The sequence below is a fragment of the Moritella sp. 24 genome (assembly GCF_018219155.1).
Classification (GTDB): Bacteria; Pseudomonadota; Gammaproteobacteria; order Enterobacterales; family Moritellaceae; genus Moritella.
On record NZ_CP056123.1, the window covers coordinates 156,788 to 180,877 of the forward strand.

General features: G+C 38.8%; 26 protein-coding genes. 12 read left to right on the plus strand and 14 right to left on the minus strand.

Annotated elements, in window-relative coordinates; translation table 11 throughout:
• Positions 1 to 20: 20 nt before the first annotated feature.
• On the minus strand, positions 21 to 2,657 hold the full coding sequence (locus HWV00_RS00725; RefSeq protein WP_211684271.1) for a hypothetical protein: 2,637 nt from the start codon (positions 2,655 to 2,657) through the stop codon (positions 21 to 23).
• Between the two features lie 46 nt (positions 2,658 to 2,703).
• Positions 2,704 to 3,984 (minus strand): OmpP1/FadL family transporter, encoded by a 1,281-nt coding sequence (locus HWV00_RS00730; RefSeq protein WP_211684272.1) that lies wholly within the window; start codon positions 3,982 to 3,984, stop codon positions 2,704 to 2,706.
• Between the two features lie 780 nt (positions 3,985 to 4,764).
• Between HWV00_RS00730 and HWV00_RS00735 the strand changes: the two genes are divergently transcribed.
• A complete protein-coding gene (locus tag HWV00_RS00735; RefSeq protein ID WP_211684273.1) occupies positions 4,765 to 5,016 on the plus strand; it encodes a DUF1127 domain-containing protein in 252 nt (83 codons plus the stop codon).
• Positions 5,017 to 5,086: 70 nt separating this feature from the next.
• Here HWV00_RS00735 and HWV00_RS00740 read toward each other — a convergent pair whose 3' ends face one another.
• Complete coding sequence (locus tag HWV00_RS00740) at positions 5,087 to 5,269, minus strand: hypothetical protein (RefSeq protein WP_211684274.1); 183 nt, start codon at positions 5,267 to 5,269, stop codon at positions 5,087 to 5,089.
• A gap of 382 nt (positions 5,270 to 5,651) precedes the next feature.
• Between HWV00_RS00740 and HWV00_RS00745 the strand changes: the two genes are divergently transcribed.
• Entirely contained in the window at positions 5,652 to 6,563 is a 912-nt protein-coding gene (locus HWV00_RS00745) for a hypothetical protein (RefSeq protein WP_211684275.1), read from the plus strand.
• Positions 6,564 to 6,590: 27 nt separating this feature from the next.
• Here the strand turns inward: HWV00_RS00745 and HWV00_RS00750 are convergent, their stop codons facing one another.
• The 4 genes from HWV00_RS00750 to HWV00_RS00765 form a co-directional block, all read right to left on the minus strand.
• Positions 6,591 to 7,574: a fumarylacetoacetate hydrolase family protein gene (locus HWV00_RS00750; RefSeq protein WP_211684276.1), complete on the minus strand. Its 984-nt coding sequence runs from the start codon at positions 7,572 to 7,574 to the stop codon at positions 6,591 to 6,593.
• Positions 7,571 to 8,698 carry a homogentisate 1,2-dioxygenase gene (locus tag HWV00_RS00755; RefSeq protein WP_211684277.1) on the minus strand — a complete coding sequence of 376 codons (1,128 nt, stop codon included), beginning with the start codon at positions 8,696 to 8,698 and terminating at the stop codon, positions 7,571 to 7,573. Before HWV00_RS00755 ends, HWV00_RS00750 begins: the two co-directional genes overlap by 4 nt.
• Before the next feature lie 24 nt (positions 8,699 to 8,722).
• Complete coding sequence (gene hppD / locus HWV00_RS00760) at positions 8,723 to 9,811, minus strand: 4-hydroxyphenylpyruvate dioxygenase (protein ID WP_211684278.1); 1,089 nt, start codon at positions 9,809 to 9,811, stop codon at positions 8,723 to 8,725.
• A gap of 257 nt (positions 9,812 to 10,068) precedes the next feature.
• Complete coding sequence (locus tag HWV00_RS00765) at positions 10,069 to 10,932, minus strand: YicC/YloC family endoribonuclease (protein ID WP_211684279.1); 864 nt, start codon at positions 10,930 to 10,932, stop codon at positions 10,069 to 10,071.
• A 122-nt stretch (positions 10,933 to 11,054) separates the two neighbouring features.
• On the opposite strand from HWV00_RS00765, the gene rph reads away from it, so the two are divergent.
• Positions 11,055 to 11,786 carry a ribonuclease PH gene (gene rph / locus HWV00_RS00770; protein WP_211684280.1) on the plus strand — a complete coding sequence of 244 codons (732 nt, stop codon included), beginning with the start codon at positions 11,055 to 11,057 and terminating at the stop codon, positions 11,784 to 11,786.
• Positions 11,787 to 11,930: 144 nt separating this feature from the next.
• Complete coding sequence (gene pyrE / locus HWV00_RS00775; protein ID WP_211684281.1) at positions 11,931 to 12,572, plus strand: orotate phosphoribosyltransferase; 642 nt, start codon at positions 11,931 to 11,933, stop codon at positions 12,570 to 12,572.
• A gap of 137 nt (positions 12,573 to 12,709) precedes the next feature.
• Here the strand turns inward: pyrE and slmA are convergent, their stop codons facing one another.
• The 3 genes from slmA to coaBC form a co-directional block, all read right to left on the minus strand.
• On the minus strand, positions 12,710 to 13,303 hold the full coding sequence (gene slmA, locus HWV00_RS00780; protein WP_211684282.1) for a nucleoid occlusion factor SlmA: 594 nt from the start codon (positions 13,301 to 13,303) through the stop codon (positions 12,710 to 12,712).
• A 28-nt stretch (positions 13,304 to 13,331) separates the two neighbouring features.
• A complete protein-coding gene (dut, locus tag HWV00_RS00785) occupies positions 13,332 to 13,790 on the minus strand; it encodes a dUTP diphosphatase (protein WP_211686257.1) in 459 nt (152 codons plus the stop codon).
• A gap of 91 nt (positions 13,791 to 13,881) precedes the next feature.
• Complete coding sequence (gene coaBC / locus HWV00_RS00790; RefSeq protein WP_211684283.1) at positions 13,882 to 15,099, minus strand: bifunctional phosphopantothenoylcysteine decarboxylase/phosphopantothenate--cysteine ligase CoaBC; 1,218 nt, start codon at positions 15,097 to 15,099, stop codon at positions 13,882 to 13,884.
• A 213-nt stretch (positions 15,100 to 15,312) separates the two neighbouring features.
• On the opposite strand from coaBC, the gene radC reads away from it, so the two are divergent.
• The 5 genes from radC to mutM all read left to right on the plus strand — a co-directional run bounded on the left by radC (position 15,313) and on the right by mutM (position 18,045).
• The gene (gene radC / locus HWV00_RS00795) at positions 15,313 to 15,987 is read left to right on the plus strand and encodes a DNA repair protein RadC (RefSeq protein ID WP_211684284.1); all 675 of its coding nucleotides are present in this window, start codon (positions 15,313 to 15,315) and stop codon (positions 15,985 to 15,987) included.
• 152 nt (positions 15,988 to 16,139) lie between these two features.
• Positions 16,140 to 16,376 carry a 50S ribosomal protein L28 gene (gene rpmB / locus HWV00_RS00800; protein ID WP_019441194.1) on the plus strand — a complete coding sequence of 79 codons (237 nt, stop codon included), beginning with the start codon at positions 16,140 to 16,142 and terminating at the stop codon, positions 16,374 to 16,376.
• 11 nt (positions 16,377 to 16,387) lie between these two features.
• Positions 16,388 to 16,543, plus strand: coding sequence for a 50S ribosomal protein L33 (rpmG, locus tag HWV00_RS00805; RefSeq protein ID WP_211684096.1), 156 nt, complete (start codon positions 16,388 to 16,390; stop codon positions 16,541 to 16,543).
• A 153-nt stretch (positions 16,544 to 16,696) separates the two neighbouring features.
• Positions 16,697 to 17,161 (plus strand): hypothetical protein, encoded by a 465-nt coding sequence (locus tag HWV00_RS00810; protein ID WP_211684285.1) that lies wholly within the window; start codon positions 16,697 to 16,699, stop codon positions 17,159 to 17,161.
• Between the two features lie 71 nt (positions 17,162 to 17,232).
• Positions 17,233 to 18,045: a bifunctional DNA-formamidopyrimidine glycosylase/DNA-(apurinic or apyrimidinic site) lyase gene (gene mutM, locus HWV00_RS00815; protein WP_211684286.1), complete on the plus strand. Its 813-nt coding sequence runs from the start codon at positions 17,233 to 17,235 to the stop codon at positions 18,043 to 18,045.
• 24 nt (positions 18,046 to 18,069) lie between these two features.
• On the opposite strand, the gene coaD is transcribed toward mutM, so the two are convergent.
• Positions 18,070 to 18,555, minus strand: coding sequence for a pantetheine-phosphate adenylyltransferase (gene coaD / locus HWV00_RS00820; RefSeq protein ID WP_211684287.1), 486 nt, complete (start codon positions 18,553 to 18,555; stop codon positions 18,070 to 18,072).
• A 109-nt stretch (positions 18,556 to 18,664) separates the two neighbouring features.
• On the opposite strand from coaD, the gene HWV00_RS00825 reads away from it, so the two are divergent.
• A complete protein-coding gene (locus HWV00_RS00825) occupies positions 18,665 to 19,450 on the plus strand; it encodes a glycosyltransferase family 2 protein (protein ID WP_211684288.1) in 786 nt (261 codons plus the stop codon).
• Here the strand turns inward: HWV00_RS00825 and HWV00_RS00830 are convergent.
• Genes HWV00_RS00830 through HWV00_RS00840 form a run of 3 tightly spaced genes read right to left on the minus strand, consistent with a single transcriptional unit; the run spans position 19,440 to position 22,460 of the window.
• Positions 19,440 to 20,171 carry a glycosyltransferase gene (locus HWV00_RS00830; protein ID WP_211684289.1) on the minus strand — a complete coding sequence of 244 codons (732 nt, stop codon included), beginning with the start codon at positions 20,169 to 20,171 and terminating at the stop codon, positions 19,440 to 19,442. The two genes, HWV00_RS00825 and HWV00_RS00830, sit on opposite strands and share 11 nt — an antisense overlap.
• Positions 20,164 to 21,447, minus strand: coding sequence for an O-antigen ligase (locus tag HWV00_RS00835; protein ID WP_211684290.1), 1,284 nt, complete (start codon positions 21,445 to 21,447; stop codon positions 20,164 to 20,166). The genes HWV00_RS00830 and HWV00_RS00835 overlap by 8 nt, the downstream gene beginning before the upstream one ends.
• Complete coding sequence (locus HWV00_RS00840) at positions 21,441 to 22,460, minus strand: glycosyltransferase family 9 protein (RefSeq protein ID WP_370630473.1); 1,020 nt, start codon at positions 22,458 to 22,460, stop codon at positions 21,441 to 21,443. The genes HWV00_RS00835 and HWV00_RS00840 overlap by 7 nt, the downstream gene beginning before the upstream one ends.
• Before the next feature lie 94 nt (positions 22,461 to 22,554).
• Here HWV00_RS00840 and HWV00_RS00845 point away from each other — a divergent pair, with 94 nt between their 5' ends.
• Together HWV00_RS00845 and HWV00_RS00850 are read left to right on the plus strand one after the other, a co-directional pair.
• The gene (locus HWV00_RS00845) at positions 22,555 to 23,262 is read left to right on the plus strand and encodes a 3-deoxy-D-manno-octulosonic acid kinase (protein ID WP_211684291.1); all 708 of its coding nucleotides are present in this window, start codon (positions 22,555 to 22,557) and stop codon (positions 23,260 to 23,262) included.
• A 96-nt stretch (positions 23,263 to 23,358) separates the two neighbouring features.
• Positions 23,359 to 24,024, plus strand: coding sequence for a TetR/AcrR family transcriptional regulator (locus tag HWV00_RS00850; RefSeq protein ID WP_211684292.1), 666 nt, complete (start codon positions 23,359 to 23,361; stop codon positions 24,022 to 24,024).
• Positions 24,025 to 24,090 lie beyond the last annotated feature (66 nt).

The following is a 24,090-nucleotide window of genomic DNA, read 5'->3' on the forward strand; positions in this document are numbered from 1 at the left end:
CTTTGCTATCTGATCTCTAATTATTGTTTTTCAATTTCAATAATAGTTAGATTTTCAGGTGCTACGCGGTTAGAACCTTGTACATATTCACCATCACTACCTAGTGAGTATTCAACAAACGATGCCGCTTGAATTGTTAACTCTGTTGCTGCGCTATCCACAGAAGCGTAATCAGCATTACCTTCTGTTTCTGAACCTGTAAGCGTACCAGCACCAATATTATGTGTACCAGTTAGGAAGCGAGTGTAAGAACGGTCTGTACTGTTCAATACATTACGTAAGCCAAGCTGTGTTTCTAGTGGCTCCGCTCCAGAGAGTGGAAACTCAGTATTATCAAGTGAGTAGTAAGGTTTCGCACTTGAACCGTTAAAGCAGCCCATATCTTGGCTTGCTACTGCACCTGCAGACATTTTATTACAAACTTCATACGTTGTTTGACCATCTAGCTCCACTTTAATTGGCACTGTTTGATCGGCGGTCGTTAGGAAGCCTCCTTGAATATCTTTTAGAGCTGGTTGTTCTGAAACACTACCAGCTACTGTTAAAGATAAAATTGGTTTATCTTGTAATGCTTCTGTGTAGTTTAATGGGTCTACAGTATCGACAACAGCTTGCATTAGATACTGGAATTCACTGAAATATTCTGGTGAAATTTTATCTGATGTTTGCTTGTACTCTGAAGGATTTTGCTCTGCGTATGCACGAACAGCTGCTAGCGTTTCATCTGAATCATCAGTAGCCAACCCAAGCTCTTTTGCCATTCGTAAACGAAATTCAGGCAGAGCTTTAATCGCGGGAGGTACTTCACTGTAACCTAACCACACTGAATTCATTAGAATACCGGCGATACCAGCACCTGGGTTTGCTAAAATAGCACCTTTAATTTCTGTCGGTGTTTTCTCAACGATACCACTGAAAGACGCTGCTGCAATTGAACCCATAGAGTGTCCCATTACATACACATTGTCGTTATCTAGTTGATCAAAAGATGGTATTGCTGGATTTGTTAATGTGAATCCATTGGTTATAGATGCTCGTAAGTTAATTAAGTCCGCGATACTTTGGCGTAAATTATCACGTGATGTTAATAGTGAGTCTGCTTTCAAGAAATTTTTCACATCGGCTTCATCGTGCCCTGGGAATAATCCTCGTAACGACTGGCTAACGTTAATGTCATAAATGCCATCATCATTTAAATCTACAGCGCGAGAATTATGTAGCGGGTGATCTATCGCAAGTACTGCATAACCTTGATTAGCTAATTCAGCCTGGACGAAGTTATCAAGTAATAACATACCACCATTACCAAACTCTTTTGCAGCTGTAATACCGTGTGAGAAGATCACGACAGGCCAACCATTTGTTGGCATTGGAGTGCGATCTGGATTTGGTAATACGACTTGTACTGCTAGTTCTTGTGTAACACCTTGATTATCTGGTTTAGGCGTACGGCCGCTTGTTAATGTCCATGAACTGTGTAGCGAGGGACAACCTTCAGCGGTATTTGTATAACGGTAGCTTTCAAAATAGCTCTCATTGTTTGCAACATTGATACCGTCTATGTTGAACCAAAATTTAGCATTATCTTGATTATTTGTATCTGCCTTACAGTTTGCCGATGTAATGGCTGTTGAATCATCCAGGTAATAAGGCAGAGTCACCGCTGCTTGTAGTTTTCGCACACACTCCACAAAGAGACCATCGCCGATACTACTTTCACAGAAGTTAGGATCTACATCTGGTACGCCTATAATGCCGCCGACAATACCGCCTACGATACCATCTAAAACTGCCGGAGGTAAACCAGCGCCAACTAAGTGCTCCTCTGGAATATCACTAGATTTAATTCCAGCTACGTCAGCATCAGGGTTTTGGGCTAAGTTTGTTAATATTTCGCCAATGCTTTGGGTTTTAATACCTGCAATATACAACACGGTTTTGGTTGTGATTTTTTCATTATCTAATTTAGTAAATAAAGAGTTTACTGCTTCTTTGTAAGGGCTTTCTGGTGTGTCATCTTGCAATAATATATTAAAACTATCTGCTGGTTTGACTATATCACCAGATGTAGACGCTAAATCTTTTGTTATAGCTAGAATATGCTGAGTGTTAGGAGATAATGGTTTTAATGGTAATATTTGTAAATGATTAAATTTAGTAACTCGAACTGTAAAGTCTTCGTCATATTTCAGTTCGCTATATCCAGGAATAGGCACAGAACGTTTTTCAAAAATATGGATGCTTTTTGCAAATGTAGAAATATCTAATTGGTCTACATCACCAGACATCGGTAGAGTAAATGGTGCTGTTGTTGACCAACCATCTAAATCTTCTAAAGAACACTTAGTGGCATTCTCAATATTTTCTGGATCTTCATTACCATCATTATTAGGGCCACTTTCAGCACTACCACAGCCAAAAATAATAATATTACTGTTTCTGGTTGAACCATCTTCACCAATAAAATACAGATCATTTGGCATAGGAATATTATTATTATTAGCAATCTCTTTCGTATTTTCTAAACCAAATGAAAATTGCAGATCTGCTACGGGTTGCTGGCCTGTATTATCATTACTACTATCTGAATTACATGCAACTAAACTTGTTGCAGATAGGGCAACCAGTAGTGCTTTAGAAATTAAATTAAGTTTCATTTTTATTATCTCTGTTAATACTCTGCTCGACTAGCAGAGCAAAGTATTATTCGAAAGTATAAGAGTATTGAACCGCGTAAAGCATGGCTGTACTTTTAGTTACTTTGAAGTACTGACCTTCTTCTTCAGAAACTGTACCGTCTTCACCTACAAGGTAAGTGACACCAAGATCAAAGGCGTGTTGACCTGTGTAATAAGACATACCTGCTGAATACCAGATACGATTTGAATCAGGGATACTTGCTGTTAGGTGTTCATCGGTAGGGGTCTCATCATAAGCAACACCAGAGCGTACCGCCCAGTTATCATTTACTTGATAAGTTGCACCAACTGCGTAACGGTTTGAGTCTTTCCAATCTTCAGTTTTTTGTAAGCAAACATTATCATCTTGACCTTTGGTGCTGCATTCACCATTAACAGAGGTAGCTAAGATTTCTTCAAACGAACTCCAACCTGTGCGTACCCAGCTGTAATGCATCGCAAACTGATCGGTTAGTTGGTGGTAACCTGAAATTTCTAAAATAGAAGGTAGGTTTAGGGTTAATTCACCGTCAATACCTTCGACATAATCTAGTAGGCCATTATCTGTGTTTGCTTGAACACCAGTAAATTCACCTTCCATATCGATATCGGATGCGCCTGTATAAGCAATACCCCAACGATGGTTTTCATTTAGTTTGTATAAGCCACCGACTTTATAACCAAAGCCGATACCTTGACCTTCCATACTTGCTAGTACGTTACTGTCGCTGACTAATTTTGCCATGTTGGAATAACGGTTAAGCTCCGCCTTAGCCAATAAGATGCTACCACTAGCGCCAATAGCGAAGTGTTCATTAATTTGATAGGCCAAACTTGTATTTAAGTTAACTACTGTGATCGCAGTATCACCTGCGATAGCACCAAATTCTTCGTTTACTTCATCGCTATAATCAGACGCTAAACCAAAATCAGCATACGAACCAAAACCAATTGTAAATTTGTCATTTAGTTGGTGACTCATAAATGCACTTGGCACTAGAGCATAGGGTGCTGCTGAGTCTTCAACTGCATCGACAAACTGGCCTTTACTAAACTCAACTTGTACATTTGGATCGATATAAGTAATACCGTTTGATACTTGAGTACCTTCTAACATGCTTAATGAGGCTGGATTACGCGCTAATGTAGCGGCGTTATCGGCAATGGCTGCTTCACCTGCAAAGGCGCGTCCTAATCCAGAAGCTGAGTGTTCTGAAATTTGAAAACCTGCCGCTGATACAGAGTGAGATGTCGTCGCTAGTGCACAGCTTATTGCAAGTGTTGTTAACACCATTTTTTTAGTCATTACTTTTTCAACCTCATTACCAAGTGGATTAAATACTATTAATGCCTGAAATATGTGTTATTGATGACATTAAATATTATTTCTGGCCGTATTATGCGGTTTAAAGTACTGCTATCAAGCAAGATATTTTCTATATTAGATTGCAAATTTAGTTCTTTTTAGAATTATATAAGGCGGGTTGTATTCATAATAAATGTTATGGTTTTCCTTGTTTCAATATAGGAGCCTTATGATTCAAGAAAGTGGTACGATGAGATCTATTAGTGTTTAAGCTCTAATTTTGAAAGGGTTATGCTTTGAATTGGTATGTTGACTGCAGAATATGTAATTGACGTTAGCTAGTTGGATATTTTGTCAAAATACATAATTAAACGCATTGTTAGAATAAAAAGTTGTTTTACTCTTAAGTGGTAATTTACGGTTGCGGAATAGCTTATTTAGCTTAGACTCCTTTATGTGATTTAACATTTAGATCACATTTAATTTTTGGATTAATTAGTTAACTGGAGGTACATATGAAAAATTTAAATCTTGTTCAATTCGTCTGTGTATCCTTTGATCATACGAGTCCCATGATGGCCTTGCACTACGCCTTTATGACCTGTTCCGATCGAAAACCGGCAACCAATAACTAACTAATCCGTACCCTTAAAGGCTGCGGAAAAATGGCAGCTTGATAGGGAGATTACTTCATTTAGATCTCTTGAAAATCCGAAATGTTTCACGCCATTTTTCCCAGTATATTTTTTAATACTTAAATTTATACACTGGAGAATTATTATGCGTCATTCAATCTATTTACACCTTGCGGTTTTATTTGTTCGTGCCGATATTCGTCGTGAAGAGCGCGTGTGGTTAGCAAAAGTCCGTCGTGCAAAAAATGAAATCCCACTGGGTAATACTTACCTGCTAAAAGACATCGGTTTGAATGCAGATGGACGTCCACTGTGCAGCTCGGCACCTCGTGATGTAGCTGCGACACGTCGTGTGCGTCATCTTCGCCGCGCTTGCCGATTGAAAATAGCAACGTAATAAAAGAGGCTAAGTTGTATATACAGCTTAGCCCCACACATGTCTAAATGTTTAAATTGTAGAATTTTATTTAATGTTCAAGCGCTGCTGAACCGTCTTCATTAATGTGAAGTTTGGCTTTACATTGTTTTATTAATTGCGCGGCATAAGAAGGTGAGATTGAGCGTAAGCTACCTTTTCCTGTGTGGAACGACGGTTCCCAAGCTCTATCTTTGTATCGACCTGTTTCCATAAATTCCACAACTACTTTCATAACGTACCTCTATATGTTGGCCTTGTTCGATACCGATTACGAAGCGATTATCGTCCTGTAAGGGGTAACTCTGATAAATAGTAATATAATAAATAAGTGGTCACTTCAAATATAAATAGCGCTTATTTCAAATGAAGCTAAGGCGTAGATTCGTTATTCTTTTATCTATATATGCAGCGATAGTTTTTCGTATAGATGACGGAAATAATGATGCTTTCTGTTATAAGAAGCGAACTACCTCAAACTGACACAAGAGAGATTAGCAACTAAACTATTAGCAACTAGGGTATAAATACGATCACCATTTTATCGTTCCTGAGGTGTATATATGCGCAAGATGAAATTAACAGCTTAGCGTTACACATTCGGGAGGAGGGTTAGTATGAGAGATAATTCTGCCGTTGAAACCTATCGTAAAAATAATGGATTGGAAAAACTCACTTATCACACGGTTGAAGAGATTCAATCTGGACACTTTGACTTAGATAAAGCACAGGCTTTTATAGCCTTTCAAGCCCGCATCAATAACGAATTACTGAATCATAAAGTGATTACTGCAAACCCTTACACTAAGTGGTTTAGCGAATCGTCACTGAATGATGCTCAAATTAAACAGTTAATCGTGCAATTCTCCGTTTTTTCAAATCAATTTCTTGTCGCGCAATTAGAGAAAATGCTTAATGCAGAATCGATTGAAGAGATGCGTGCGTCGAAAGAAATTTTAGCGAATGAAATTGGTGTCGTTTATAAAAATCCGAAGAGAAATCGAGATTCTCAATTAACACAAGATGAACGTGACTTTGGTGATATCGAAGGCAGTATTGATGGCGGGTCTTTTCATTTTAAAGCGGCACATTTTGAACTATTAAGTCAGTTAGCGGATTATTTTGGTATCGCTTTTAATCAAATAGGTCGCCGTCAGTTTGGCTCTGCCAAGACTTTATTCTTTTGTGATGAGTTAGTACGACTTTATGGTTCGGCAAGTTATGCAACATCAACAGCAGCCTCTTATGCGGTTGAGAACTGGGCTGCAGCAGGGTTCTGGGATGAACTGGTCGCGGGCTTTAACAATTATCGTCAAACACGGGATTTGAAAGGGCTACCACTGACCTTTTTTACTTGGCATGCAAAGCTCGAAGCTAATCACGCCAATCATACTCAAGAAGAGCTTGAGGCTTATTATTTTAATAATGAGGTGGATGAAGCGCACTTTATTCAGAGTGGTAACGAAATGCTTGATGGCGTTTATGCGTTTTGGCAAGGCCTTGATGAAGAAAGAAAACGTATTTATTAATATGATTTTCTTGGCTTGGATTGGCACTTAGATATGGCATATCACCGATTGCTCGATAGCGCCGAAAATAGATTTTCCTTCATGATCTAACATTTCAATTTTGACCCGATCACCCACTTGTAAAAAAGGCGTGGTGATCGTGCCTTTCGCTATTTTTTCTAACATTCTTTGTTCGGCAATGCAGGATGAACCAACTGAGCGATCGCAATTAGAGACTGTTCCTGAGCCAATAATTGTTCCTGCGGTTAATATTCTGGTTTTCGCTGCGTGGGTTATCAATTGGGTGAAATCAAATGTCATGTCGGTTCCCGCATTGGGCTTTCCAAATAACTGGCCATTGAGATAACTGTATAAAGGGAGGTGCAACTTAGCACCATCCCAAGCATCACCGAGTTCATCGGGAGTCACTGCAACAGGAGAAAATGCGGTCGAGGGTTTACTGTGAAAAAAACCAAAGCCTTTTGCTAATTCTGCGGGGATTAAATTTCGCAGCGATACATCATTAACCAATGTGATTAATAAAATAGATTCACTAGCGGCAGATATTTTTATGTTCATGTCTATATCGTTGGTGATCACCGCAACTTCGGCCTCAAAATCTAATCCCCAAGTCGAGTCTCGTAGGGGGATATTATCGTTGGGACCTAAAAAGCTATCTCCGCCGCCTTGATACATTAATGGTTCAGACCAAAATGAGTTAGGCATTTCTGCGCCTCTTGCCTTACGTACTAACTCGATATGATTAACGTAAGCACTACCGTCTGCCCATTGGTATGTTCGAGGTAACGGAGACTCCAGTTGGCAATTGGTAAATGCAATAATGTTGCTTAGCGCACCACTATTTAATAGGTTATAGCATTTTTTTAGCTGGGGTTCGACGGTGGCCCAATGCTCTACGGCATACTGTAATGTTGGGGCTATCGATGCCACACAATATGCAGATTGTAAGTTTTTACTGACGAGATGTAGGCTGCCATCTCTTGTGCCATCTCGTAATGTTGCTAGTTTCATTTCGCTTTCCAGCTGTCGACATAGCCGTCCCATTCAACGCCTTGCATCAATGTACCAATATTTAATCCATCTCGAGTATCAATCATCACCGCTACTTCATCGATTTCTTTTTTTACTGAATTACAACTGGCACGATAGGCTTTGGGATGAGGACCGTGTGTAAACCCACAAGGATGAAAGGTCAGCATACCGGGTTCAATATTATCACGACTAAAGAACTCGCCAAGGTGATAAAAGATAACTTCATCAAAATCATCATTGCTATGATAAAAAGGAACTTTAAGTGCACCAGGATCGCTTTCTATCGGCCTTGGCACGAAGGTACAAACTACAAAACGTCGAGTCACAAACGTTGTGTGTGCAGAGGGGGGGAGGTGTACTCGGTGACTCATTAAAGGGCGGATATCTTGCCAATTAAGCCGGACTACTGAGACATCGCCATGCCAACCCACGACATCAAGGGGGTTAAATGGATAGGTGATAATAGATTGTTTATTGCTGCGTTTAATCACTACTTGCCACGGTTTTTCATCTTGTTGCTGTAGATAAATATCGTTTATTTCGGGGGTATCTAATACGGTTTGATCGAATATAGCATGTTGTCCCACCACGGCTTTATCCGGTAAACCATAATAATCATTGGTAGCTTCGATCATGAGTAATGTCATCGGGATAGTCGGCTCTAATCGCCATAAACAGGAACGTGGAAGAAGCAGGTAGTCACCTTTTTTTACACTCAAATGTCCGTAGTCACAAAACAAATCGCCATGTCCTTGGTGAATGAAAATGAGGTCATCACCATCGGCATTTCTGACCAAGGTTTGCATGTTTTCGTTGCACTGCCAGAAACGTATTTGGCAATGGGCATTACTTAACAATAGCGGAGCATCCCACGGCGATAATTGTGTGTAAGGCAGTTTTAATAAATTATAGGCTCTTGGTCGTAGTTCGCCTGACCAATCACTCCATCCTGTGGGAGGGTGTTTATGATGTAGTTGTGTGGCAGGCCCGTAGAAACCTTCGCGACTGACTTCTCGCTCAAACACACCTTGTTCGGGTAGATCGGCATGCGCCTGCCGAGAATACGTGCCTTTACGTAGTGGGAAACTGATTCTACGGATCATATCTTTTCCTCTGGAGCACTGTTTTTATTTATCTTTCGACGAAAGTACACCACGTGCGAGTTGGTCTCTTTCAATGGATTCGAACAAGGCTTGGAAATTACCTTCGCCAAACCCTTCATCTCCTTTACGTTGGATAATTTCGAAGAAGATAGGGCCGATGACTGTTTTAGTGAAAATTTGCAGCAGTAGAACTAATTTACCTGATTCCATATGACCATCAATGAGGATGCGATTTTTTCTTAGTTGTTCAATTGCTTCATGATGACCGGGTAAGCGCGCTGAGATCATGTCGTAATAAGTGTCGGGTATATCCATAAACTCGATACCGTTAGCTCTTAACGCCGAGACAGTTTGATAAATATTATCTGTGCCTAAAGCAATATGCTGGATCCCTTCGCCGTGGTATTCCTGTAAGAACTCTTCTATTTGTGATTTATTATCGCTGCTTTCATTAATGGGGATGCGCAGATTACCGCAAGGACTGGTCATCGCTCGGCTACGTAACCCGGTCATCGCACCTTTGATATCAAAATAACGTATCTCACGAAAGTTAAAAATACGCTCATAGAATTCAGCCCACGGATCCATATGGCCACAATGCACATTATGTGTGAGGTGGTCGATATAAGTGAGTCCTGCTGATTTAGACGGGTCTTCCGTTTCGCCTGTTAACTCAAATTGTTCCTGATAAAGTCGTTTTCTCACATCATCGTCGACCAAATAAAGCAGACTTTCGCCAATACCGTAGATTGCTGGCACACCGAACTCTAGAATTTTACGCTTACAAGGTTGAGCTTCTCGGCTTAATGCATGTTGATAGGCTTTTTCAGCATCAGTGACTTTAAAACCCATCGCACAGGCGGAAGGACCATGTTGTTTAGAGAATTTTGACGCAAAACCACGACCTTCAGTACTAACCAAAAAGTGAATTTTACCTTGTTTAAACCAAGTTAAAGGACGTGTTTGATGTTGGGCAAAAGGATGGAAACCCAATTGTTTAAAAAGTGCTGTGAGTTGCTTTGGATCGGGAGAGGAGAATTCGACAAACTCGAAGCCTTCGGTACCCGCAGGATTGCTAAACTGCTGTTTAGTATAATCATACGCATGACCCATGTTGACCTCCTTTGTAGACATTGGAGGTGGATACCAGTCTACAAATTTAAAAGGAACCTAGAGGTAGTATGGATGATTTATGGTGATTTTGCTTGGCTACGTGTTTAAATGCGAGGGAAAGATCGAGTCTTCTATACCATCGGATATATTCCAACTTCCTTACTTACATTATTAAATATACATGATGCTAGGAAGAAAAAAACCCCGTTATCACGAGGCTTTTCAGTGTTTTTTCTTAGTGATAATGATTTAAAAAATTACTCAATGTTTTGTAACTGCTCACGCATTTGTTCAATCAATACTTTAAGTTCTACTGCAGACTTGGTGATGTCTGTGCTAATCGATTTTGAACCTAGGGTATTTGATTCACGATTGAATTCTTGCATCATGAAATCAAGACGACGGCCACAAGCACCACCTTTAGTTAAAATGCTACGTGTTTCAGTTACGTGCGCATTTAAACGATCAATTTCTTCTGCCACATCTAATTTCTGTGCCATTAAGATCAGTTCTTGCTCTACGCGAGTTTCGTCTAATTCGATTTTCGCATCGGTAAATTTCTTTTGAATGCGCTCACGTTGCCATCCGATGATTTCTGGCATTTTGCTTTGCACGAAATCAGCTTGTTCAGAGATACCTGTTAAGCGTTGTTCTAACATCGCTTGCAGTTTTTCACCTTCAGATGCGCGAGACTCTAAAAATTCAGTGAGGGTTTCATCAAAGAAGCTTAATAAGTCAGTTGATAACTCACCCATGTCTTTTTCTGCCGCTTCCATAACACCAGGCCAGCGTAGAATATCAACTGGGTTTAATTTCGCTTTACCGGCTTTTTTAGATACCCAGTTTGCGCTTTCAATTAATTTTTCAGCTAACACTTCGTTTAACTGTAATTCACCGCGGTTGGCAGCATTGGCTTCAAAACGCAGGTTACATTCTACTTTACCGCGTTGTAATTTTTTACGGAAACGTTCACGTAATACTGCTTCTAAACCGCGAAATTGTTCTGGTAATCGGATGTAAGTTTCAAGGTAACGCTGGTTAACCGAACGGATCTCCCATACTGCTGTACCCCAATCGCCTTTAAACTCTTTACGGGCATATGCCGTCATACTATGAATCATGTTGAATCCGTTAATTAAAGTAAATTAAGCCAATTATACCTGTAGGTTATTACAACTTGCTATAGCGATAGTTTAGCTTAGCTCATATAATATTGGGCAATCATCATTGAAGAGTTAAAATAATGCGTCCAAGTCAAAGAACACTAGGTCAAGTTCGACCTGTAACAATTACCCGTAACTTCACCGCTAATGCAGAAGGTTCTGTATTAGTTGAATTCGGAGGTACGAAAGTATTGTGTACTGCGACTGTAGAAAGAGGGGTTCCACGCTTCTTAAAAGGTAAAGGCCAAGGTTGGGTAACCGCTGAATATGGCATGTTACCGCGCTCTACGCATAAGCGTATGCATCGTGAATCCGCGCGTGGTGGACAAACTGGACGTACAATGGAAATTCAACGTTTGATCGCGCGCTCACTACGTGCTTGTATCGATCTTGAATCATTAGGCGAACACACAATTTTAATTGATTGTGATGTAATTCAAGCTGATGGTGGCACGCGTACCGCTGCTATTACAGGTGCTTGTGTGGCATTGGCTGATGCGGTTGAATTTCTGATCCGCCAAGGTAAATTAAAAATTAGCCCAATCAAATTTATGATCGCTGCTGTATCTGTTGGTATCTATAAAGGTGAAGCTGTTTGCGATTTAGATTACGCAGAAGATTCAGACGCTGAAACAGACATGAACGTGGTGATGACTGAAACTGGTAAGTTCATCGAAATTCAAGGGACAGCTGAAGGTGTTCCGTTTAGTCATGAAGAGATGTTAGACATGCTGGCATTAGCGAAAGATGGCATCGAAATGATCATTGTTGAACAAAAGAAAGCACTCGGTGATAGCTTGATTAAAGCGTAAAGCTTGTTAGAATAGCGGCGCTTATCGTTAGTCGCCAAGCACTAACAATATTAATTGCCTAATAATATGCCCCATATTATTAGGCTTTTTAGGTGAAGTGGCTTTTAGCCTATACTATCTAATTAATCATAATAGGGGAAAACGATGAAAGATTACCAACGCGAGTTTATTGAGTTTGCTTTAGAAAAAGAAGTGCTTAAATTTGGTGAATTCACACTAAAGTCTGGTCGTACTAGCCCTTATTTCTTCAACGCAGGTCTGTTTAACACAGGTCGTGATTTATCACGTCTTGGTCGTTTTTATGCGGCTGCTTTAGTTGATTCTGGTATCGAATACGATGTGGTATTTGGTCCTGCCTACAAAGGTATCCCAATCGCGACTACGACAGTTGTTGCACTGAACGATCATCATGATATTGATGCACCTTACTGCTTTAACCGCAAAGAGAAAAAAGACCACGGTGAAGGTGGTTCATTAGTGGGTTCTGCACTTGAAGGTCGTATCGTATTAGTTGATGACGTGATCACTGCGGGTACTGCAATCCGTGAATCAATGGATATCATTCAAGCACACAACGCTGAACTTTCTGGTGTTTTAATCGCGCTAGACCGCCAAGAAAAAGGCAAGGGCGAATTGTCTGCAATCCAAGAAATTGAACGTGATTATGGCTGTAACGTATTATCAATCGTGACGTTAGGTGATCTTGTAACTTTCTTAGCGGATAAGCCAGAAATGCAACAGCACCTTGAGACTGTAAAAACATACCGTGAAAATTACGGTATCTAATTTATAGGCTTAACAATTAGCGCGAGTCTCGTTCTAAATTGAATAATAAAAAGGCTACCGAGGTAGCCTTTTTTTGTTTTTATATTTTGTTGTGAGTAAGCAAGCGATTAACTTTACAATTATTAGCTTTGCTATTGCTAGCTCTGCAGTAGCTGCTTATTTAAAAATGCCCACTGTTGATCAAAATCTGCTGTTGGTTTTAATGCAAAACGAGTACGTACATATTGATTAATACGGCCTTCTGCATACGCCAGCAATAAGTTTGCTAACATACCTTCATCTAAGGTAAAGCCAATACCGTCACGCATTTTCTTTTCACGTAGTAACTGTTTTAAGTGCGTTTCAATTTTTGCGTATAGCGCGCTGATTTGCTCACCTAAACGTTCGTGTTCACCTTGCAGTGCATCGCCCGTCATAATTCGAGTGATACCTGGGTTACGCTCGGTAAATACGAGCAATAAATGCAGGATGTGATGACAACGGGTTATGGTATCTTTCTCTTCATTTAAGATTTGATTAATACCCGCTAAGATTGAATCCTCGATAAAGGTAATTAGCCCTTCAAACATACGTGCTTTACTTGGGAAGTGGCGATAGAGCGCAGCTTCAGAAACACCGACTTCCTTGGCAAGTTTCGCGGTAGTAATACGCTGACCAGGACTGGTTTCCAACATATGTGCTAACGCTTGTAAAATTTGTTCTCGACGATTCTTTTTAGTACTTGTTGACATCTTTTTCATCCTAGAATGGTGTTAACCGTTATTGCTTACCCGAATGGCCAAAGCCACCTTCGCCACGTTCACTACTATCAAACTCTTCAACGATGGTTAATTGTGCTTGAATTACTGGCACTATCATCATTTGAGCGATACGATCACCCGGTTGAATACTGAAGCTATCTTGACCTCGGTTCCAACATGAGATCATTAACTCTCCTTGATAATCAGAATCAATTAAACCCACTAAATTACCCAATACAATACCGTGTTTATGACCTAGGCCTGAGCGCGGTAAAATGGTTGCTGCCATTGTTGGATCTGCAATGTGAATAGCGATACCGGTTGGAATCAAATGCGTTTCACCTGGATTAACCGTCAATGGTTGTTCAAGGCAAGCGCGCAGATCTAAACCAGCAGAACCGGGTGTTGCATAACTTGGTAAAGGGAATTGAGTGCCTACCAGTGGATTTAAAATTTTAACTTCTATTTGCTTCATTATTTATTTCGCTGACTATATCAATGGATGACTTAACCGTGCATTGCGTTAGCGCAAGACAAGGTAAAATGTCGAATATAATTTTTACTTATGGTTATGTATTTGCGTTGAACTGAGTCGCAATTAATTGCAGTAGTTGTGTTGCAACATCTTGCTTACTAGCTAATGCAATTTGGGCTGTACCCTGTGGCCAAAATACGGTTAAAGCATTATCTTCTGCGTTAAAGCCTTGGCCGGATTGTGCCACGTCATTTGCGGCGATCATAGCAAGATTTTTACGTTGCATTTTGTCGCGCGCATAATGCTCAACATCTTGTGTTTCTGCAGCAAAACCGACAGTAAAAGGAGAATTTTCGAGCGCAGCTACACTGGCAACAATATCGGGGTTTTTGATCATGTGAACGACCATTTCATCACTATTGGTCTTTTTGATTTTTTGTTCTGCAATCGTTTCTGGGCGGTAATCTGCAACAGCTGCACAGGCAATGAAAATGTCTTGTTTATTAATATCAGACATAACAGCATCATGCATATCAAGCGCGCTGACCACTTTTACGAGGTGGCATTGTTCAGGTGCTGATAATGCAACAGGGCCGCTGACAACAGTGACATTTGCGCCTAATGAGCGCGCAGCTTGGGCAAGGGCGTAACCCATCTTACCTGAGCTGTGATTACTGATGTAACGAACTGGATCAATCGCTTCACGAGTTGGTCCAGCTGTGATCATGATATTTTTTCCCGCTAACAATTGCGGTTGTGTTTTCTCACTAAAGTAATCAACAACAGCCGCCACAAGTTCATCTGGATTGACCATTCGACCTAGTCCAACATCGCCACACGCTTGTACACCTGCAGCTGGGCCCCAAAGCGTAATATCACGTTGCTTAAGTGTTGCTAAGTTAGCTTGCGTTGCTTGGGCTTGATACATGACTTGATTCATTGCGGGAGCAATGGCAATTGGTGATGGTGTTGCTAAACATAATGTTGATAGTAAATCATCTGCAATCCCAGCGGTGAACTTGGCAATAAAGTTGGCTGTTGCAGGTGCGATTAAGACTAAATCGGCCCACTTAGCGAGTTCTATATGACCCATACCAGCTTCGGCTGCAGGATCTAATAAACTGTGTGCAACGTGAAATCCAGAGACTGCTTGCATGGTAAGCGGGGTAATAAACTCTTGTGCTGACTGGGTCATCACGACGCGAACTTCTGCGCCCTGTTCCGTTAATCGACGGGTTAATTCCGCACATTTGTAAGCGGCTATGCCGCCTGTGATACCGAGCAAAATTCGTTTGTTGGCAATAGCAGTCATTGTGTATTCCACGTTAAAATCTGAAAGGATATTCTAATAACGCAATAACAATACCATAATTAAATTATCAGATGCTAAGGTTTGTTATTAATTTTATACACGAAATTATCAAATTCAGATTTTTGAACTCAGTCACTGTTTTATCATTATCGTGTTCTTTTATTCACCGCATTACTAAGCTAACAAGATGTTATGTTAAATGGTGTGAATGAGATGAAATTGAAAGCATTACCAACAGATGAAATGCCGCGAGAAAAACTGGTTAAATTCGGCCCGCAATCATTATCAGATGCTGAGTTATTGGCTATTTTTCTACGAACGGGAATTAAGGGGACGAATGTTGTCATGCTAGCTCGACATATTTTAACTGAATTCGGCACGTTAAGGTCCTTGCTTGCCGCAAGTGAAAATGAGTTTTGCCAAACGAAAGGATTAGGAGTGGCGAAATACGTGCAATTGCAAGCCACTGTCGAAATGTCTCGACGTTTTTTAGCCGAGAAATTAGAACGTAGTAATGCGTTAACTAACCCCCAAGAAAGTCGAGATTATATCCGAGCAAAATTACGTGATCAGCCTCATGAAGTATTCGCGGTATTATTTTTAGACAATAAGCACCGAGTTATTCGCTTTGAGGAGTTGTTTTATGGCACAATAGACAGTGCTAGTGTTTATCCGAGAGTGGTGGTTAAAAAAGCGTTAGAAAGAAATGCTGCGGCAGTAATTTTTGCCCATAATCATCCCTCTGGCATTGCTGAACCCAGCCGTGCAGATCGTATGATCACAGATAAACTTATCTCAGCCTTACAATTAATTGATGTTAAAGTACTCGATCATTTTGTTATAGGCGACAGTGATATAGCAAGCTTTGCAGAGCGAGGGTGGGTGTGAAATTGCTATTTCAATCCATCTTTAAAATATAAAAAGCTTGCTCTATGTTTCTATTTACTGTATAAAATGCGGCCTTTAGCACGCGTCTTGGGCGACGGCCAACAAGACGCTGTATATTTGCTCGAGCAAGAAAAATATTTGGAGAAGACGACATGTCTAAAGTATGCCAAGTCACTGGTAAAAAACCAGCTGTTGGTAATAACGTTTCTCACGCAAAAAACCGCACACGTCGCCGTTTTTTGCCAAACCTACATTCACACCGTTTTTGGGTTGAGAGCGAAAACCGCTTTGTTAAATTACGTCTTACTTGTAAAGGTATGCGTATTATCGATAAAAAGGGTATTGATTCAGTTTTAGCTGAAATGCGTGCCCGTGGTGAGAAGGTTTAAGGAACTATATTATGCGCGATAAAATTCGTTTGAATTCATCTGCTGGTACAGGTCACTTCTATACCACAGACAAAAACAAAAAAAACATGCCTGAAAAAATGGAAATCAAAAAATTTGATCCAGTTGTTCGTAAGCACGTTATGTACAAAGAAGGTAAAATCAAGTAATTCTTGATTTTATGTTCAAATATTGAAAACTCAGCTTTGCTGGGTTTTTTTTTGCCTAAAATTCTTCTCCACGACACTTGCCCAATTCGGCGTTTTCACGTAATTTGCATATACTTATTGTTAAATCAATGACTAAATTAGAAGGGTTATAGCGTGCAGTTATCGCGACGAGGTTGGAATAATGTATTGATATTTGCAGTGCTGGCAATGATGCTGGTGTTTCAATATTCAGGTAAAAAGTTAGAGGGTGATGATTCCGCTAGCCAATACCAATCTGCATTACCTGCTAATGCAGTCGTGCTATCAATGCTGTTTGATAATATTCAAATTCAGCGAGTCGGTAGCCAACTTGCCTCTGTACCAGAGTTGGGGCTATCACAGCCTCAGTTGAAGCAAATTATTAAAGCGTGGGAAAGCGCGACCTTTAAACCTGTACCTCGCGATATTGTGATTGCTAACTTAGCTTATGGCATTAATATTTCTTTTGAATTAGCTAACCTAGCTGAACCTATCACATTGATTTTATACCAAATTGAAAATGGTTACCTGTTGCAGAATTGGCAGGATCAATTGTTGCAAATCGATGAGTCAGAACTGCAGGTATTACTACCTCGATAGTTTGTTCGCTAGTTGTCTGTCGACGATTCTTATTTATTTTCAATTAATTTATATTTCTACTGGATTTAAGCATGCCTGAATTACCCGAAGTTGAAGTCAGCCGTCAAGGCATCGCGCCTTATCTTGAGAATGCGAAGATCACCAAGATAATCGTTCGTAATGCGCAGTTGCGCTGGCCTGTGCCTATGTCTCTACAGGACGCTTTAGGTTGTACAGTCATTAGCGTGCGTCGCCGTGCTAAATATTTACTATTAGAAACTGAAAAGGGCACGATTATCATTCATCTTGGTATGTCTGGTAGCTTAAGAGTACTTGATTCAAGCGTAGCCGTTGAAAAGCATGATCATGTAGACATAGTGTTGGATTCGGGTAAATGTCTTCGCTTAAACGATCCTAGGCGCTTTGGTTCGGTATTGTGGGAGTCCGGTAATGTGCTTGAGCATAAGTTACTGGCCAGCTTAGGACCAGAACCATTAACGGATGATTTTACGGCAAAGCGTTTGTTTGATCGTTCTCGTTCACGAAAAATGCCTGTGAAATCATTTCTGATGGATAACCATAATGTGGTTGGTGTTGGGAATATTTATGCCAATGAGGCATTGTTTTCTGCAGGGATAAGCCCAAAACGTGCTGCGGGTAATGTGTCTTTACAGCGATACAAAATACTCGTGGAAGAAGTGAAAGCGGTATTAGCGAAAGCAATTGAGCAAGGTGGAACGACGCTGAAAGATTTTACACAGACAGATGGTAAGCCGGGTTATTTTGTGCAGGAATTACAGGTGTACGGAAAAGGTGGAAAGCCATGTCCCAAATGTGGTGAAGAATTACAAGCGGTTAAGATTGGTCAGCGCAACACGATTTATTGTAATCAATGTCAACGCTAACTCGATCTTGATGTATGTGGTAGGTTATTTTTCTGCGATTTTAGCTAAAATAGCCTGGCATACAATAGGGGCAACAAACTGAGCAACGTCACCGTTGTGAATTGCGACTTCTTTAACCAGCGTAGAAGAGATAAATGAGTTCTCTTCTGATGGGGTTAGAAATACGCTTTCGAGATCTGGGCTTAATCGACGATTCATATTTGCTAGTTGAAATTCGTACTCAAAATCAGATACAGCACGTAAGCCACGAACGAGCACTGATGCATCATATTCCTTCGCGAAATCAACCAATAAGCCGCTAAACCCAACCACTTCGACATTATCCAAATGTGCCGTCACCTCTTTTGCGAGTTGTACTCGCTCTTCAAGGCTGAAGAAGGGTTTTTTTGTTGCGTTAAATGCCACGCCAACAATAACGTGATCAAATAATTTTGCTGCGCGTTCAATTAAATCTGTATGACCATTTGTGATTGGATCAAATGTGCCTGGATAAATTACTTTTACTGTCATGTTCGAAGTACCAGTTTGCTTAAAGTTTATATTAAATTTAAACTACCTACTTTATGTATTTTTTTCAAGAATTATAAACTTATCACTGGACTTTGAAGTTGAGCTCATAATGAAAATATCACTAATAATTACGACATATAATTGGCCTGAAGCTTTGGGTAGAGTCTTAGACAGTGTTTCTAAACAAACTGAGTTACCTCATGAGGTTATTATTGCTGATGATGGTTCTACAGATGAGACTCGTTTATTAATTGAAGAGTGGCAGAAGAAACTACCAGTAACTTTACTTCATAGCTGGCAGGAAGATGATGGTTTTCGTGCAGCTAGAAGTCGGAACTTAGCTATATCTAAAGCGAGTAGTGATTATATCGTAATGATTGATGGTGATATGGTTTTACATCAGGGGTTTTTATTATCTCATCATAAATTCGCTGAAGATGGTTTTTTTGTACAAGGTTCTAGAGTAATATTGGATAAAGAAGAGAGTAAAAAAGTTTTAAGAAATAAAAAAATTAGTTTTTTTTCGAAAGGAATAAAAAATAGATTTAATGCAATACATTTACCTTTATTGACTCCTCTGTATCGTAGTCAGTCTTTTTCTATGCGGGGTATTAAAACTTGTAATATAGCGTTTTGGAAAACTGACCTAGAAAAGGTTAATGGCTTTAATAATAAATTTATAGGTTGGGGAAGAGAAGATAGCGAACTTGTTTGCAGACTCTATAATTTAGGTATTAAGCGAAAAAATTTAAAACTAGGAGGGTGTGCTTTCCATCTTTACCATCCAGAAAATGAACGGACGATGCTTCCTGAAAATGATTTACTTTTACAGGAAGCAAGTGAACTAAAGTTAATAGAATGCAAAGATGGATTAAAAGAAGTATCTATTTTTTAAAATGTTTTAGTTTAAAAAATTTATATACTTTTGATTTATATTTCTTACTTATATTATGAAATTTATGAGACATGTTAGAACGATGCTTTTTTTCTTCGTTCAGTACATGTCGATGCCAACCTTCGTGTTCAACAAACCCATCTTTTACTAGAATGGAAAAGTATCCTTGTTCCATGAAGAAGTTAGACAAACCTGGCTCCATAGTTTTAGTAAAGTTAAAATAAGGCATTACTTTTTTATAATCACTCATTCTGATAATGGTCGGATTAAAACTAAATATCTCATCGTTAACAAGATAATAAGAAGTATCTGATACAGTTACTTCACTTTCACCAAATAATGAATCTTTAAGTTCACTTCGATGTCTTAGCCATACGTTAAGTATTTTATCATTACTGATAAGAGGGGTTAAGCAAGCCTCTATAAACCCTTTTTTATGAAATTTCCAGTCATCTTCACAATGGAAAATATAGTCAGAAGTGACTTCAGAATAAGCCTTATCAATCGATTTTAGTTGACCTAACCTTGGGTTGTTCCAAATTACAGTGAAATCATAATCAAACTTATTTAGACAGTCTTTTAACTTATCAATGTAAGGACTATCTTCGATGATAATGAACTGTTTAATCGCATAAGTATTAAACTCAAAGAAACTTTCAAGTGTGAGTTCAAGTAAATCAAATCGATCACAACTGGTTAAGACTACGCTTACACTATGCATTTTCTGATATATCCTTTCTGTTTGTATCTAGAGTTAGACAAGCTCGGTAGAGTATGAATATAAATAAGCTATATAATACGGCGGTTTTATGTTTCATTAGAGGTGCTTCTGTTAACCCTGTAATCATGAAACTGACGATTAGCATGATACCTGCCATAGCTATAAATTGTTGCTCATTAGTATTTTTTAATCGACGATAAAAAAATCTTAAAGGTAATAGATATAAGGCTAGGATAAATGAAAGACCTACCAAGCCTTTAGTGCCTATAATATTGAAAATTTCATTGTGACCTGATATTTCGCCATTACGCGACCACACCCAGTCTTCAATTATGCCTTCTTTTATTAAGTTATTATGAAATACTTTTCTTTCTTTATAGCCAAGACCAAAAATAGGACTGTCCATAAATTGATAGACTGAACTTCTCCAAATTTCGAAGCGAATGGTTAATGACGTTTCACCTGTACCCGGTGTATAGTTGAGAATATCTTTTTCACCGAGCATTCTTTTCACCATATAAGACTTAGACATTGCTGAATCAGTATTTTGGAGTTGCTTAAATATAATAAAGATAGAGGAAAATAATAAGATGAAAGTAATTATCATATGGCTTTTTTTTATTTTTTTAAATTCTGTTGCTAATACTACGAACAGCAGAGGTAATATAATTAAACCGACAAATGCTCCTCGAGTACCAGTTCGTAATATTATATAACTAGTGAAAATAGCACCCACTATACTTAGTAAAGATAAAGTGTACATTTTCTTATTGAAAAAATATTTACTACCAACAAGTGTAATAGAAAATATAGCTAATGAAATATAAGCGATATGCAATATCCCCATACCGCCTTTAAAATCTAACCTATAGCTATGAAGATACATATCGCCATAAACTATATAGATTAAAAAGCCTATAAAGGAACCAACAATACAACCCTTTAGAAATGTCTCAAATTTAACTTGATAATGTCTGAAACCATATACAACACCAGCCGCTAAGAGATAGCGAGATGGTGTATCGAGAGCATTAGCCTTGAAATCATCCATAATGACGTGCGGTATTGTTAATATAAAAACAGCGATATAAAGAAAACATAAATATTTTAGATCGTTTGACTTGAACGTATTATCGTCTTGTGTTTTCCATAAATATAAGGACATGAAAAACATTATCGCAATACTTAATGAAATTGTGGCACTTGTCATCATCATTGTAATTGGGACTATAAAGGCACAATAATTTAATAATTGTTCTTTTTTTAAATTCAGCATTTTGTGATTCTATCTATAAGTGGGTTTAATTTGTTTTTTACCTGTTCTACCGTTATTTTTAGCATTAGTTCTTTATCTTTTGATTTAGTTCCCCAGTTAGCGTTTGGCATATGTTTAGTATATACCTCAACGACATCATCAAGGTTATTATAAGGACCTGTTCTCCCTGGATTATGCAAAGCATAAAGTCCAACAACCGGCGTCCCTACCGTTGTGCTCATATGAGTAGGACCTGTATCAGGAGCAAGTACTAAATCTGCATTTTTTATGATAGCTAGCAGTTGTTTTAGTGTTGTCTTTGCCACTAAATTATTAATATTCGCATTACTTAATTTTATAATTTCAGCGGTGAGCTCTTTTTCTATATCTGAGTGTCCTCCGCAAATACTGACTTGGAAATTTTGTTTTTCCATATAATCTGCTACTTCTGCATAACCTATGGCTGTCCAGTTTTTACTTGCCTTACTTGCTGCTGGGCAAATAATAAAATTTTTCTGAGTATGGCTTATCTGTGATAACGCCCATAAGCTATCTTCTCTACTAATTGGTATATTCCATGTCGGCTCTTGCTTTGGAACGCCAATCGCTTCGGCAAATGCCATAAAGCCATCTAGTACATGAGGTTTATCTTGAGCTGGTATTTGTCGATTACTCACTAACCATTGGCCTTCTCTTGCTCTGTATTTATCAAAGCCCCAACGTTGTTTTGCTCTGATACATAAGCTACTAATATTAGCTCTTAGTGACACTTGCATATTAAGTAATACATCAAATTTTCGATGATTTAATTGCTTATATAATGATAGGTAGCCGTTAAATCCTGCTTTTTTATCAAGAATAATGAATTCAACATTTGGGATATCCCCGACTAGCATGGCTTCTACTTTACCTATAATCCAGGTTATCTTTGCTAAAGGGTAGTGACGTTGAATTGCTTGGACTGCTGCGACAGCATGGCAAACATCGCCAATAGCGGAAAAACGTAAAATACAGATACTCTGTGGAGGGGTCATATTCATCATTTCTAGTTGTTGAATGTAAAAGGCTATTATGCAAATCGTTTGAGGTAATGTAAAATTTATCGGCGAAGTTTTTTTTGGAGAATACATGTTAATAGAAACACAAGACACGCGGGTTCTATTTTTTCAGGATGAATTAAAAGACGAGATCACGCCTGAATACTTTGACGGTGCATATTGGCAACGTAATAATGCCATTATTGGTTCGGCATTTGGTCGTGGTATTACATGGTTTTTTAAAATAAATCATGATGAATTTGTATTAAGACATTACCACCGCGGTGGTTTGATTGGTAAATTAATTAAAGATGCATATTTCTATACAGGCCTTGAAAGTACACGGGCTTATCAAGAATTTGTTGTCACTCAAAAATTAATCGATAAAGGTTTGCCTGCGCCAAAACCGATTGCAGGTCAGGTTATTAAAAAAGGGCTTTTTTATCAAGCGGATTTAATTACTCAAAAAATTGAGGGCGCAAACGATTTAGTTGCCGTACTTAAAGATCGCGCTTTAGCGAACGATGATTACAAGCAAATTGGCGCTATGATTAGACGATTTCATGATGTTGAGTTATGGCATGCTGATTTGAATACCCATAATATTATTTTAGATGGTGATGGGAAGTGGTGGCTGATTGACTTTGACCGCTGTAAATTTAAGTCTGCGGCAGACTCATGGAAAAAAGCGAATCTGGCACGCTTACAGCGTTCCTTTGTAAAAGAGAAAAATAAGGACTCTGCATTTAAATGGCAGTCATCTGATTGGGATTTGTTGCTTGCGGGTTATGATAATTGAGCTAACATTCTAATAATTAGACATTACACTGTGTCATTTAGTCATAAGTGTGCGAGTATGGAATAATCAATTGTATAAATCAAAGCGGTCGTTTTAATGAAAACTAGAGATAAGATCATTCATTCTGCACTCGAGCTGTTTAATGAATGTGGTGAACGTAACATTACCACTAATCATATTGCCGCGCATTTAGGCATAAGCCCCGGTAATCTTTATTATCATTTTCGTAATAAAGAAGACATTATTGACTCTATTTTTGAGCAGTATGTGAATTATCTAGCTGAAAACTTTCAGCCTCATCGAGAAGGTGAGGTGACGTTAGAAGTGATGATGCGTTATTTAGATTCTATGTTTGAAACGATGTGGCGGTTCCGATTTTTTTATTACAGCCTGCCTATTTTGTTATCTCGTGATCCTAACTTACATAAAAAATATTTAAAGTTTCAAGAGGTTTCTGCACAACGAGAAGTGGATTTATTATTCTCTTTACAGAAAAATAACGTGGTAAACGTACCGATAGAAGATTTAGATGAATTAGCTAATTCAATTAAAGTTGTGCTTGTTTCTTGGGTTAGTTATCGCACAACAATCAGTAAAGATGCAAAAGTATATAAGACGGATATTTATCGCGGTATTTTGAAGTCAATCTTTATGATGAAACCGTATTTTACAGAAAAAGCATTAGTCGATTATCAGCATATGCGTGATTACTATTTACGTTTAGCAAATGTGGATACAGTGACGCCTGAAATAAATAGTTAAGTTTTTAAATAACGGTAAATAACCTTAATATGATTTCTGTTATCGACAAAGTGAGAGCAGAAACCA

Coding starts and splice junctions, on each gene's coding strand:
- HWV00_RS00755 (WP_211684277.1), bottom strand. CDS start 8,698: ATGATCCGTAGAATCAGTTTCCCACTACGTAAAGGCACGTATTCTCGG.
- HWV00_RS00735 (WP_211684273.1), top strand. CDS start 4,765: ATGCGTCATTCAATCTATTTACACCTTGCGGTTTTATTTGTTCGTGCC.
- HWV00_RS00725 (WP_211684271.1), bottom strand. CDS start 2,657: ATGAAACTTAATTTAATTTCTAAAGCACTACTGGTTGCCCTATCTGCA.
- rpmG (WP_211684096.1), top strand. CDS start 16,388: ATGCGCGATAAAATTCGTTTGAATTCATCTGCTGGTACAGGTCACTTC.
- radC (WP_211684284.1), top strand. CDS start 15,313: ATGAAATTGAAAGCATTACCAACAGATGAAATGCCGCGAGAAAAACTG.
- rpmB (WP_019441194.1), top strand. CDS start 16,140: ATGTCTAAAGTATGCCAAGTCACTGGTAAAAAACCAGCTGTTGGTAAT.
- slmA (WP_211684282.1), bottom strand. CDS start 13,303: ATGTCAACAAGTACTAAAAAGAATCGTCGAGAACAAATTTTACAAGCG.
- HWV00_RS00765 (WP_211684279.1), bottom strand. CDS start 10,932: ATGATTCATAGTATGACGGCATATGCCCGTAAAGAGTTTAAAGGCGAT.
- HWV00_RS00850 (WP_211684292.1), top strand. CDS start 23,359: ATGAAAACTAGAGATAAGATCATTCATTCTGCACTCGAGCTGTTTAAT.
- hppD (WP_211684278.1), bottom strand. CDS start 9,811: ATGGGTCATGCGTATGATTATACTAAACAGCAGTTTAGCAATCCTGCG.
- HWV00_RS00840 (WP_370630473.1), bottom strand. CDS start 22,460: ATGACCCCTCCACAGAGTATCTGTATTTTACGTTTTTCCGCTATTGGC.
- HWV00_RS00835 (WP_211684290.1), bottom strand. CDS start 21,447: ATGCTGAATTTAAAAAAAGAACAATTATTAAATTATTGTGCCTTTATA.
- HWV00_RS00740 (WP_211684274.1), bottom strand. CDS start 5,269: ATGAAAGTAGTTGTGGAATTTATGGAAACAGGTCGATACAAAGATAGA.
- HWV00_RS00750 (WP_211684276.1), bottom strand. CDS start 7,574: ATGAAACTAGCAACATTACGAGATGGCACAAGAGATGGCAGCCTACAT.
- HWV00_RS00845 (WP_211684291.1), top strand. CDS start 22,555: ATGTTAATAGAAACACAAGACACGCGGGTTCTATTTTTTCAGGATGAA.
- HWV00_RS00825 (WP_211684288.1), top strand. CDS start 18,665: ATGAAAATATCACTAATAATTACGACATATAATTGGCCTGAAGCTTTG.
- pyrE (WP_211684281.1), top strand. CDS start 11,931: ATGAAAGATTACCAACGCGAGTTTATTGAGTTTGCTTTAGAAAAAGAA.
- HWV00_RS00830 (WP_211684289.1), bottom strand. CDS start 20,171: ATGCATAGTGTAAGCGTAGTCTTAACCAGTTGTGATCGATTTGATTTA.
- mutM (WP_211684286.1), top strand. CDS start 17,233: ATGCCTGAATTACCCGAAGTTGAAGTCAGCCGTCAAGGCATCGCGCCT.
- HWV00_RS00745 (WP_211684275.1), top strand. CDS start 5,652: ATGAGAGATAATTCTGCCGTTGAAACCTATCGTAAAAATAATGGATTG.
- coaD (WP_211684287.1), bottom strand. CDS start 18,555: ATGACAGTAAAAGTAATTTATCCAGGCACATTTGATCCAATCACAAAT.
- rph (WP_211684280.1), top strand. CDS start 11,055: ATGCGTCCAAGTCAAAGAACACTAGGTCAAGTTCGACCTGTAACAATT.
- HWV00_RS00730 (WP_211684272.1), bottom strand. CDS start 3,984: ATGACTAAAAAAATGGTGTTAACAACACTTGCAATAAGCTGTGCACTA.
- coaBC (WP_211684283.1), bottom strand. CDS start 15,099: ATGACTGCTATTGCCAACAAACGAATTTTGCTCGGTATCACAGGCGGC.